The sequence below is a fragment of the Aurantiacibacter marinus genome (genome assembly GCF_001021555.1).
GTDB lineage: Bacteria > Pseudomonadota > Alphaproteobacteria > Sphingomonadales > Sphingomonadaceae > Alteraurantiacibacter > Alteraurantiacibacter marinus.
In genome coordinates this window covers 631,132-643,191 of sequence record NZ_LDCP01000001.1, presented here as the reverse complement: position 1 = coordinate 643,191, position 12,060 = coordinate 631,132, and the positions used below count along the sequence as shown (strand labels likewise).

Here is a 12,060-nt window from a genome sequence, read left to right as displayed (position 1 = left end):
ACCACCACCTGTGAGACAGCGGAAATTTCGAACATGTCCCGATGTGTCCAGAAAGCATCAATGATTGTTCTTTCGTAGAGCGAAATACGAAACATTCTTCCGCGGAAAATAAACCGCCTGTATTCGTCTTTCCCTGGCCAAGAGGGCCATTGGGAGAACAATTTTGTCGGTAAAGAACAATCTCAAAGCCGGTTCCGCTCTGGTAACCCTGGCCATCGCAACATTCGCTCAGCCTGCGCTTGCACAGGACAACGCGCCCAGCGCGAGCTCCGCTGAAGATGCCCCGCAGATCATCGTGACCGGTACACGCCGGACTGACAGGACCGTGGCCGAGAGCACGGTGCCGATTGACGTCATCACTTCGGAAGCGCTCGTCAACCAGGGCACAACCGAAACGAACCGCCTGCTCAACAATCTTGTCCCATCGTTCAACTTTCCGCAGCCTTCGCTGACTGACGGCACGGATTCCCTGCGCCCCGCAACGTTGCGCGGCCTTGCGCCGGATCAGGTTCTGGTGCTGGTCAACGGCAAACGCCGCCATCTGTCCTCGCTGCTCAATCTCAACGGTTCGATCGGACGCGGATCTGCCGCGGTCGACATGAACACCATTCCCCCGCTGGCCATCGAACGTATCGAAGTGCTGCGCGATGGTGCCGCGTCGCAATATGGTTCGGATGCCATTGCCGGGGTGATCAACGTCCAGCTCAAGACGCGCGAAGGTGGCCGTGCCCAGGCAACCTATGGCCGCTACATTACGACTATGGACGGCGTCGATCAGGTGGCATCGGTAGGCCCGACCACGACCACAAGTTCCAGCGAACTTCCGCCTATCACCTTTACCGGTGAAGACCGGACACGCCGCGACGGCGACACCTGGACAATTGCTTCCAATTTCGGCCTGCCGGTGGGCGACGACGCCTTCCTGAACCTGACAGTGGAATATAAGGACCGCGATCCGACCAACCGTTCCGGCCCCGATCTGCGCCGCCAGTATTCCGGCCTTGGCGATGTGCGGGAAACGACGATTGATCGTTACAGTCACCGGTTTGGTGACGGCGAATCGCGTGATATCAACCTGTTTGCCAATGCAGGCATGGATCTGGGCGATACGTTCGAGCTTTACGCTTTCGGCAGCTACGGCAACCGCGAAGGCAATGGCGCAGGCTTCTACCGCCGCTCGCTCGACGCGCGCAACCGTGACAACGCCAATGGCGGCGTGCCGTTCTATCCCGATGGCTTCCTGCCGCTGATCAACAGCACGGTGGAAGACATCGCAGGCGTCATCGGCCTGCGCGGCGATGTGAGCGGATGGAACCTCGATTTCTCCGTCAACTACGGCTCCAACCGTCTTGATTATCTCATCTCGAACACCTGGAACGCTTCGCTGGGCGGCAATGTCAGCCCCACGGAATTCGATGCCGGCGGCCTGCGATCGGGCCAGACATCGGTGAATATCGACGTTCAGCGCGAAGTGGACTTCGGCATCGGCGATACCTCGATTGCTTTGGGCGGCGAATGGCGCAACGAAAACTACAAGATCGTGGCCGGAGAAGAAGGCAGCTACATTGCCGGTCCGTTTTTCTTCAGCAACGGCTCTGCCCCGGGCGCACAGGTTTTCCCGGGCTTCTCGCCCACCACAGCGGTTGACCGTTCGCGCGATTCGTTTGCGGCCTATGTCGAACTGGACACCGATCTTTCGGAAATGTTCAACGTGCAGGTCGCTGGCCGCTTCGAAGACTTCTCCGACTTTGGCAGCACGCTGAACGGCAAGATTGCCGCGCGGTTCGAGCCGGTTGAAGGCCTCGCCTTCCGTGGCTCTGTCTCCACCGGCTTCCGCGCACCTGGCATGGCGCAGCAGTTCTTCTCCACCACCTCCACAAACAATGTTGGCGGTCAATTGATCGAAATCGGCACCTTCCCGGTCGATTCGCCCATTGCGATCGCGCTTGGATCAGAGCCGCTCGAAGCTGAAAAATCGGTCAATCTGGGTGGCGGGGTCGTGTTTTCGATGGTCCCGCGCTTCAACCTCACGGTCGATTACTACAACATCAAGATCAATGACCGGATCGTGCTGACCGAAAACCTGACCGGTGCAGACGTCCTCTTGCTGCTGCAGAACGCCGGTGTTGTCGGATCCTCGGCCCGCTTCTTCACCAACGGGATCGATACGCGCACACAGGGCATCGATATCGTCGGCAGCTACCGCATACCAGATGTCGCTGGCGGATCGCTGACGCTGACGGCAGGCTATAACCTCAACGATACCGAGATTACCGATCGCCGGGTGTTCAGCGGATTTACCGCCAACCGGCTGTTCGCCCGCCAGGAAAGTTTCCGCCTGACGGACGGCCAACCAAGCAACAAGCTGAACCTGGGTGCGGTATTTGATCGCGATCCTTTCGGCTTTTCGATCAATGCCAACCACTTCGGCAGCGTCTTCCTGCCAGATGGCGTGACCACTGCCACACTCAACGGCCTGCCCTCATCGGACACCAACCAGCAGATCCGCAACGACATCAATGTCGGTATGGGCGATGCTCCGGGAGACAATACGCTGACGCCGAAATGGGTTGTCGATCTGGAATTGCGCTTCAACCCCGTCGAAATGATCCAACTGGCAGTCGGGGCGAACAATGTGTTCGACGAATATCCCGACCGCTTGCCGTTCGGCACAGTTGACGGGGTGAATTACGGCCTGAACACCAGTTTCCTGCCGTACTCCTCGCAGTCGCCCTTCGGCTTCAGCGGGCGCTTCCTGTATGGCCGCGTAAGCATCGAATTCTGATCGCGGCATCAACGCTTCACCGGTAACATCATGACAGGGGCGTCGCTTCGGAAAGAGGCGGCGCCCTTTTCATTGTTGCACACTTTTCGTCCGCCCATTGGGCAACAATCGCTGGATAAACGCCGTCTTGCGGCTAGGCCGGACGGGCCTCGTGACCTATCGCTGTCCGAGTGAAAGCAGAAATCGAAATCGGCAAGGACGCGCACGGCACACCAGTGCCGATCGGCGTGGAAGAATTGCTCGCCACGCGTTTGCTGGTGCAAGGCAATTCCGGCAGCGGAAAATCGCATCTGCTGCGCCGACTGCTGGAACAGAGCGCCGGGCTTGTGCAGCAGATTGTGATCGACCCGGAAGGTGATTTCGTAAGCCTTGCCGACCATTTCGATCACGTTGTCATCGAAGGGGCGAGCTATTCCCCGCGAGAGATAGAAGCGCTGGCAGGCCGCATACGGCAGCACCGCGCCTCTGTCGTGCTGGCGCTGGAAGACCTGGAAGTCGAACAGCAAATCCGCTGCACTGCGCAATTTCTTACCGCCCTGTTCGATGCCCCGCGTGAACATTGGTATCCCGCATTGGTGGTGGTTGACGAGGCGCAGATGTTTGCCCCTTCCGCCGCAGGTGAAATGGCGGAGGACACGCGCCGCATGACGCTGTCCGCCATGACCAATTTGATGTGCCGCGGTCGCAAACGGGGCCTTGCCGGAATTGTGGCGACACAGCGGCTTGCCAAGCTGGCGAAGAATGTCGCGGCAGAGGCTTCCAACTTCCTGATGGGGCGCACCTTCCTCGATATCGATATGCAGCGCGCCGCAGATCTGCTTGGCATGGACCGCAAGCAGGCGGAGCGCATTCGCGATTTGCAGCGCGGGCATTTCCTTGGCCTGGGCCCGGCGATCAGCCGCCGCCCGGTCGCCGTGCATATCGGATCGGTGAAGTCGGGCGGAAAAAACGGGGCGAGCGCGCTGACGCCTCTACCGCAAGCAGATGCAGCACAAATGGGCGCTCTGCTGCATGATCAACTGGCGGAAGAAGCGGCCGAAACCGTGCATCGACCGCCTCCGCCAGCGCCGCCGCCCGCGCCTGACGCAGATGCCCTGGCGCAGAGCATTGCCGCACGCGCCGAAGCGGAGCTTTCCAAGCCCGCCTCTGCAAAGGCAGCGCCGACTGGTTCGGTTGAAGATATCCTGCGCGAAATTGCAGCGGAAGAAGGCGCAACCTTCCGGCCTGCTGCCACCCTGTTCCGCGATTTCGCAACCCGCTGCCGGGAGCAGGGTGTGAACTCCGCCCATATCGACATGCCAGCCTTCCGCCGCCAATTCGCTTTCACCAGTGCCGGTGTTGACCGTCTTGACGAAGCACCGCGCGAAGCGATCGAGCGCATGGCGCAGGGCGTGGCCGACGACGTTCTTGCCCCCTATCTGGCGATTGTTGTGGCTGCTGCCGCAGGTAAACGGGCCCCGGACGAGGATCATCTGGCGCGGGTTTACGGCACGGCATCACCCGGGCGCATTCGCCGCTTGCTCGAGCATCTGGAGAAAACCGGGCTCATATCGGTGCACGAAGATTTCGGAGGCGAACGCACGATCACGGTGCCAGGCATCGAGGATGTGATGGCCTGACGGACCGCCTGATACCCCTGTCGACTCTTCTTGCGCGCAACTGGTTGCAAATGTAACGGCTCATTCCGACCACTAACCGGAGACTTCCCATGCGTATCGGCTGCCCACGCGAAATCAAGAACCGCGAATATCGTGTCGGCCTGACGCCGGAAAGCGCAGGCGAACTGGTCGCCAACGGCCATGACGTTTGGGTCGAAAGCGGCGCAGGCGAAGGCATCGGCGCATTCGATATCCATTACACAGATCGCGGCGCCAAGGTCGTCGAAACCGCTGAAGAAATTTTCGCGAATTGCGAAATGATCGTGAAGGTGAAGGAACCGCAGGCCGGAGAGCGCGCCATGCTGCGCGAAGGGCAATTGCTTTACACTTATCTCCACCTCGCGCCGGATCCTGAACAAACTGCTGACTTGGTGAAGTCAGGCTGCACGGCCATCGCTTATGAAACAGTCACCGGTTCGCACGGCGGGTTGCCGCTTTTGAAACCCATGAGCCAGGTCGCGGGCCGGATGAGCATTCAGGCGGGCGCAACGGCACTTGAAAAAGCCAATGGCGGGCGCGGCGTGCTGCTGGGCGGCGTGCCTGGCGTGATGCCGGGCAAGGTCGTGATTATCGGCGGCGGCGTGGTTGGGTTCAACGCAGCACAAATGGCCGCAGGGCTTGGCGCAGACACTGTAATCATGGATCTCAATCCGGAAGTGCTGGAAAAAGTCGGCACTCATTTCGAAGCGCGCGCCAGCACCCGCTTTGCCAGCCGGGCCAATATCGAAGAAGCCGTGGCAGAGGCCGATCTGGTGGTTGGCGCTGTTCTGGTTCCCGGCGCTGCTGCGCCGCGCCTTGTCACCCGCGCCATGCTGAAAACCATGAAGCCGGGCGCGGTGCTCGTCGATGTTGCCATCGACCAGGGCGGCTGTTTCGAAACCAGCCACGCCACCACGCATGATGAGCCTACCTATGTGGTGGACGATATCGTGCATTACTGCGTTGCCAACATGCCCGGCGCGGTCAGCCGCACCAGCACCTACGCGCTGAACAATGTGACCCTGCCGCACGCCCTGCGGATCGCCAATCTCGGGTGGAAAGAGGCAATGCGCGCCGATCCCCATCTGGCGGAAGGGCTGAACGTCCACGCTGGCAAAGTGACTTATCCGGCCGTGGCGAGCGAGCTGGGCTATGAGTTGTTGGAGATCGCAGAGGCGATTGCCTGACAGGCACGCCAGCACAACGGTAACGTGCGCATTAACTCCGATATAACCGATTAGACCTATCACCATGCGATGCGTGGTGGGTGTGTGGAAAAATTCGCGAGGCTCTGGGTCGCGGCGATTGTGCTGCTTTTGGTTGCGGTACCTGCTTCCGTGCGCGCGGAAACTTTTACTGCCCCCCCTGCCTTTCCTTCCGCATCGGTCTGTCACGCGGCAGTCACGGCTTCAGAAACGGTAAAGGACATTGTCCTCGACCGGTCTCGCTGGAGTTGCGACACACCCGGGACTCTGGCGGACAACGCGCAACAGCTTCTGCTTCGCTTCGACCTGCGCGGTTCTGCAATCGAAACGCCCGGCCTGCTGATCAATTCGCACACCTACCGGGAAATAGACCAATTTGCGCGCTTCCAACTGTCCTCCATCAGCGGGCAGGAAGTGATAACGGATAACTGGCTGTCGCTCAGCGACCTTACGCCAACGTCGCCGGTCTGGAAAACGCGCGTTGTTGCACCGCCTGTGTCAGGCGACCTGGAAGCAGTCGTCGTCCGGATCGATGCGCCCACAAGTGCAGGCGTCATAGACCGGTTCGAACTGGAAGACACCGCTCCAGCTGCCATGCTGGCCAATGCAGACCAGCTTATCGCAGCCGTACTTTGCGGCCTGCTGATTGCTCCGGCCCTGTTCGGGCTCGGATACTTTCGCGTCCTGCGCACTAGCTTCCCGATCTATCATTCGCTCTATTGCCTGCTTGCAGTTGTCCAGGTGGCCGCTCTGGCAGGACTGCTGCCGCTGATGATGGATATTTCGCGCACAGCGCAAATCATCATTCTCCACATGAGCTTCGATCTGATCGCGGCTACCAGTACGATTTTTGCCGCCAGCTTTATCGAACGTGACAAGATCAACGCGCTCTCACGCCGCATGTTGTACGGTGTTGCGACCCTTGCGGTTATGCTGGGGCTGATGCGCGTCACCTTCGGGCTTACCGTCGGTATGCCTATCGCGGTGGCCTATTATGCTGGTTACGCTGTGTTCCTGGGGGGATTGGCCTTTGCGCTTATCCATCCGCTACGGTGCGGAAGCCGTGCAACGCTGTTTCTGGTGTTATCTTACCTGCCGCTGATCCTGATCGGCACGGCCCGGGTTGGACTGGCGCTGTTGACCGAATTCGAAATCCGGTTTCACGCTGTCATGCTCCAGCATTTTGCCCTGAGCTGGCAAGTGGTCGTAAGCGCCCTTGCGGTCGCAGACCGTTTCATGCTGATCAAGCGTGATCGCGATAGTGCACGGACTGCTGCCATCTTGATGGAACGCGCGTCCGAACGCGACGTGCTGACCGGCGTGTACAACCGCAGGATCATTACGGAGCGGTATGAGCGGCTGCGCGCGCAAGGCTTCACTTCATTGGCACTGATCGATCTCGATCACTTCAAGGCGATCAACGATACATTCGGCCACACTGCTGGCGATAAAGTGCTGTGCGCTGTGGCCAAAGCACTGGAGCCCGATAGTGAAACAGTCGTTATCCGCATGGGCGGCGAAGAATTTGCCCTGCTTATGCGTGGGCGCGGCGCGTTCGATCGCGCCGAACACCGCCGCCGCATGGTGCCCGCCGCAGCGAAGGCGGCGCTGGGCAATGACCATCTGTTGACCGCAAGCATGGGCCTTGTCGAGTTGCAGGCAGATGCCATGCCCGATGCAGATTTCGCGGCCTTGTACGAACGTGCCGACCGGCTGCTTTATGAAGCGAAAAATACCGGGCGGGACCGGACCGTCAGCGAACGCGTAAAGGTTTTCCGCACGCGCAAATCAGTCAATCGGCGCGAACGCAGGGTGGCTGCCTGAAATTCAGCTTGCGGCGTTCCAGCCGCCTTCGGGCATGAACGGCGCGGCAACTTCGCCGGGCACACGCATCAGCTTGCCGGTAGCCTTGTCCATCATCGCCCACGTCGTTTTGGCCCGCACCAGTTCCTTGCCGTCTGCGCCTGTAAAGCTGAAATGCCTGTTGAAGCGCGGCCCGCGCGGACCTTCGCGGATCACGGTTTCGCCCGTCACCTGCTCACCCTCGGTAATATTTCCGCGATAATCGATCTCATGCCGCAGCACGAGCCAGACATAGTGGTCGGCATGTTCAGGCAGAGCGTCAGATTCCCAATGCGCGCCAGACAAATCCTCCATCCAGCGCAGCCAGACAGTGTTGTTGACGTGCCCGTTCATGTCGATGTGCTCGGGCAGCGCGGTAAAAGTGAGAGTGAAGCTGTTGCTCACGCCTTCAATCCTATCTGCCACAGGATAAACGCCACCTCCTCAGCCGTTTCGCGCAGGCCCTCGAACCGGCCCGATTTACCGCCATGGCCCGCACCCATGTTGGTTTTGAGCAGCAGGATATTGTCGTCCGTTTTCAATTCGCGCAGCTTGGCGACCCATTTGGCAGGCTCCCAATATGTGACGCGTGGATCGTTCAGGCCAGCAGTCACCAGCATCGGAGGATAGGCCTGCGCCCTGGTCTGGTCGTATGGGGAGTAACTGCGGATCAGCTTGAACATCTCTTCGCTCTCGATCGGATTGCCCCATTCCGGCCATTCGCCCGGCGTGAGCGGAAGCGTGTCATCCAGCATGGTATTGAGCACATCCACAAACGGCACATGCGCCACGATGGCGCCAAACAATTCAGGCGCCGCGTTGATCACAGCGCCCATCAGTTCACCTCCGGCAGAGCCGCCGCTGGCAGAAATGCGCCCCTCTGCGGTCAGTCCGCGTTCTACCAGAGCGCGCCCGACGTCGATGAAATCGTTGAAGGTATTGGTCCGCGCTTTCATCTTGCCCTGCAGATACCAATTACGGCCCAGATCATCCCCGCCGCGAATATGGGCAATAGCGAAGGCAAAACCTCGATCGACAAGGCTCAGACGGGTCGTCGAAAAGCCCGGCGCAACGGCATAACCATAAGCGCCGTAGGAATAGAGATGCAGCGGGCCGCCAGCCCCGCCATTCATCTCGTCGCGGTCTTTCCGGTAAAGCACGCTGACAGGGACGATCGCCCCGTCCCGAGCCGTGATCTGCAATCGTTCGACAGTGTAAAGCGAGGGATCAAACCCGCTGGGGATTTCCTGCACCTTGAGCTGTTCCAGTTCCCGGCTGGCGACGTGATAGTCATACACGGTGTCGGGTGTGATCGGGCTTTGGTAATGCATCCGCAGCCGGTCCATCGCCCATTCGGGATTGTTGCCGAGGCCGGCAGAATAGGCCTCCTCCGGGAAAGCAATCGTCTCCACTCGCCCAGGGTCATCGTAATAGCGGATTTGCACCTGATCGAGACCGGCAATGCGCCCTTCGGTGACGTAGAAATCACGATAGAGATCGAAATCGGTAAGATAGAACTCGTCCGACCCTTCGATCAGCGTGGTCCATTCAGCAGGCGCAGACATGGGCGCGGTGGCGAGGCGGAAATTTACGTGCTTGTCATTGGTCAGGACGAATATCGTCTCGTCCCGAACATCCACATCATATTCCACGCCAGTCTGACGCTCGCGCACCAACAGCGGTTCTGCCAGCGGATCGGATGCGGGCAGCAGGCGGACTTCGCTCGTTTCATTATCGCCAGCCGCAATGATCAACCATTCGCGGTTGGAGGACAGGCCCGGCGATGCGGTAAAGCCCAGCTTTTCTTCGTGGTATATCTCGCGGTCATCGCCGCTTGTCCCCACTTTGTGCGCGAAAATGCGGTCCACGCGCCAGCTTTCATTCGCGCGGCCATAAACGATCATCGTATCGCCTGCAGTCCAGATCAGGCCGGTATTGACGTTGGCAATCCGGTCCGGGAGCAATTCACCGGTCTCAAGGTCCTTGATAAAACCGGTGTAATATTCGCCGCCGGTCGTATCGGTCGAATAGGCGAGATAGCGACCGTTCTCACTGACAGAGAGAGCGCCGAGGCTGAAATATTCAAGACTCTCAGCCAGCGCTGGGCCATCCAGCATCAACTCGCGATCCCTGGTGCCCGCCGGGCGGCGATAGTATTTCCGGTATTGCCCGCCTTTTTCGAATTCGGACCAGTATTCGTAGTCGCCATCGCGCTGCGGAACGGTGGCATCGTCTTCCTTGATACGGGCGCGCATTTCCTTGAACAGAGCATCGACCCGGGCTTTCTGCCCTACCATCTGCGCTTCGAAATAGGCATTTTCGGCGCGTAGATATCCTAGCACGTCCGTATCTTCGACAGTGGGATAGGCAGGATCGCGCAGCCAGTTATACGGATCCGAAATCGTAACGCCGTGGTGGGTGTGGCTATGCTCGCGCTGTTCGGCGCGGGGCGGCTGTATGCTGGTGTCGTAGTTCAAGGTTTCGCCTTTATGATTTGGGGCATTTTCTCGGGCTGAGATCCCGCACGGCTGGAAAGCTGCGCGGCAAAAGACTATGTCGGTTGCGTATAAACAAACGAACCAAGTTGAAACTGGAAAACACGCCATGCTGATGCAAACCCACGAAGCCCGCCTTTCCGCACTGCGTGAAGAACTTGCCCGGCGCGAGCTTGATGGCTTTGTCGTGCCGATCAGTGATGAACATTTGTCCGAATATGTCGGTGCCTATGCCCAGCGGCTGGCGTGGCTGACAGGTTTTGGCGGCTCCGCCGGAAGCGCGGTGGTTCTGAAGAACAACGCCGCCATGTTCGTGGACGGCCGTTATACCATCCAGGTGCGCGATCAAGTTGACGGCAAGCTGTACGATTACAAATCCGTCCCGAAGGACAATATGGGTGACTGGATTGCCGAAACCGCTGCCAAGGGCGCGCGGATCGGCTTTGACCCGTGGCTCCACACGCGCGGCTGGGCAAAGGCGATGGCGAAGCGGCTTGACAAAGCCGGGGCCGAATTGGTCGCGGTGGACGGCAATCCGATTGACGCCGTGTGGTCCGATCAGCCCGAACGCTCCATGGCGCCAGCTTTCGTGCAGGATGATACCTACGCTGGCCGCTCCAGCGCGGAAAAGCGCGGCGAGATTGCCGACTGGCTGAAGGATGAAGGGCTGGATGCTGTTGTCATCAGCGCGCTCGATTCGGTCGCATGGACACTGAATATCCGCGGCAGCGATGTCGATCACACGCCGGTCGCCCTGTCTTATCTGATGGTCCAGTCAGACGGGACGGCAGACTGGTTCATCGCTCCGGAAAAGGTCACGGACGAAGTTTCCTCGAAGTTGGGCAATGCCGTGCGCATTCGCAACGCGGACGAATTCTCCGCGGCTTTCGCGCAGCTCGCTGGCAAGCGCGTAGCCGCTGATCCGGAACGCTCGGTCTACGCTATTTTTGAACGTCTGGACGAAGTCGGCGCAGACGTGGTTCTCGAAACCGATCCAGCGGTATTGCCCAAGGCGATCAAGAACTCTGCCGAACGACAGGGCCACCGCGATGCGCAGGCCCGTGACGGGGCCGCTGTCAGCCGCTTTCTCAACTGGCTGGAGGATGAAGGCCCAAAAGGCACGGTGGACGAGCTTTCTGCCGCTGCGAGACTGAAGGCTTTCCGTGAAGAGAACGCCGCACTGGTCGACCTCAGCTTCGATACGATTTCGGGCGCAGGCTCCAACGGCGCGCTGTGTCATTACCGGGTGAGCGAGGAAACCTGCCTGCCGCTTGAACCCAATAGCGTTTATCTCGTCGATTCGGGCGGCCAGTACAAAGACGGCACGACCGACATTACCCGCACGGTATGGATCGGCCCCGATACCCCGCCCGCCGAAGTGAAGGACCGGTTCACCCGCGTACTGAAGGGGCATATCGCGCTCGACATGCAAATTTTCCCGACCGGCACAGCGGGCAGCGCTCTGGATGTGCTGGCCCGGCAGCATTTGTGGATGGCAGGTGTCGATTATGCCCACGGGACCGGCCACGGGGTTGGCAGTTTTCTGGGTGTTCATGAAGGGCCGCAGCGGATTGCCAAGGGGCGCGGCGGGCAGGCCGGAACCGATCAGGAACTGGTCGCTGGCATGATCCTTTCGAATGAGCCGGGTTATTACAAGGCCGGTGAATACGGCATCCGCATCGAAAACCTCGTGCTTGTCGTGGACCGCCAGATCGATGGCATGGAAGGCGAATGGTTCGGCTTCGAAACGCTTACCCTGGTGCCGATCGACCGTACACTGGTGGACCGCGAAATGCTCAGCGAGGCCGAAATCGCATGGTGGAATGATTATCATGCAAAGGTGCACGCCGTGCTTGCCCCGCAGTTGGAAGGCGGCAATCTGGCCTGGCTCGAAGCTGCCTGCCAGCCGCTTTGACCCCGCGCGGCGGGAGTTCCTGAACGCCCGCCAAACGAAAGATAACGGCCCGCTGAACGGCCCGCCCTTTGCGCGACAAACTGCGACACTTATCCGGAAATCCGGCGAATTCCTGCGACACACGCACTCTAGAACCGGCATCAAGAGTAGCGAGGCGCCAATTTCCCCCTCTCCCCCTTCA

At 59.7% G+C, this 12,060-nt stretch carries 7 protein-coding genes; 5 read left to right on the top strand and 2 right to left on the bottom strand.

Annotation, left to right across the window (positions count from 1 at the left end; genetic code table 11):
- Window positions 1-163 precede the first annotated feature (163 nt).
- From AB731_RS03165 to AB731_RS13540, 4 genes are all read left to right on the top strand, one after another.
- Window positions 164-2,785, top strand: a complete 2,622-nt coding sequence (locus tag AB731_RS03165; RefSeq protein ID WP_052768877.1) for a TonB-dependent receptor plug domain-containing protein — start codon at window positions 164-166, stop codon at window positions 2,783-2,785.
- Between the two features lie 170 nt (window positions 2,786-2,955).
- Window positions 2,956-4,404, top strand: a complete 1,449-nt coding sequence (locus AB731_RS03160) for an ATP-binding protein (RefSeq protein WP_047092445.1) — start codon at window positions 2,956-2,958, stop codon at window positions 4,402-4,404.
- An 89-nt stretch (window positions 4,405-4,493) separates the two neighbouring features.
- On the top strand, window positions 4,494-5,609 hold the full coding sequence (ald, locus tag AB731_RS03155; protein WP_047092446.1) for an alanine dehydrogenase: 1,116 nt from the start codon (window positions 4,494-4,496) through the stop codon (window positions 5,607-5,609).
- A 150-nt stretch (window positions 5,610-5,759) separates the two neighbouring features.
- Complete coding sequence (locus tag AB731_RS13540; protein WP_162199457.1) at window positions 5,760-7,451, top strand: GGDEF domain-containing protein; 1,692 nt, start codon at window positions 5,760-5,762, stop codon at window positions 7,449-7,451.
- Window positions 7,452-7,454: 3 nt separating this feature from the next.
- Here the strand turns inward: AB731_RS13540 and AB731_RS03145 are convergent, their stop codons facing one another.
- Together AB731_RS03145 and AB731_RS03140 are read right to left on the bottom strand one after the other, a co-directional pair.
- Entirely contained in the window at window positions 7,455-7,874 is a 420-nt protein-coding gene (locus tag AB731_RS03145; protein WP_047092447.1) for an acyl-CoA thioesterase, read from the bottom strand.
- The gene (locus AB731_RS03140; protein WP_082126323.1) at window positions 7,871-10,075 is read right to left on the bottom strand and encodes a S9 family peptidase; all 2,205 of its coding nucleotides are present in this window, start codon (window positions 10,073-10,075) and stop codon (window positions 7,871-7,873) included. The genes AB731_RS03145 and AB731_RS03140 overlap by 4 nt, the downstream gene beginning before the upstream one ends.
- Here AB731_RS03140 and AB731_RS03135 point away from each other — a divergent pair.
- Window positions 10,074-11,879 carry an aminopeptidase P family protein gene (locus tag AB731_RS03135; protein ID WP_047093107.1) on the top strand — a complete coding sequence of 602 codons (1,806 nt, stop codon included), beginning with the start codon at window positions 10,074-10,076 and terminating at the stop codon, window positions 11,877-11,879. The genes AB731_RS03140 and AB731_RS03135 overlap by 2 nt on opposite strands.
- The last annotated feature ends 181 nt before the right edge of the window (window positions 11,880-12,060 follow it).

What these genes read in the sequence shown, in the direction of transcription:
- AB731_RS03140 (WP_082126323.1), bottom strand. Translation starts at nt 10,075, where the DNA reads ATGGCGTGTTTTCCAGTTTCAACTTGGTTCGTTTGTTTATACGCAACC.
- AB731_RS03135 (WP_047093107.1), top strand. Translation starts at nt 10,074, where the DNA reads ATGCTGATGCAAACCCACGAAGCCCGCCTTTCCGCACTGCGTGAAGAA.
- ald (WP_047092446.1), top strand. Translation starts at nt 4,494, where the DNA reads ATGCGTATCGGCTGCCCACGCGAAATCAAGAACCGCGAATATCGTGTC.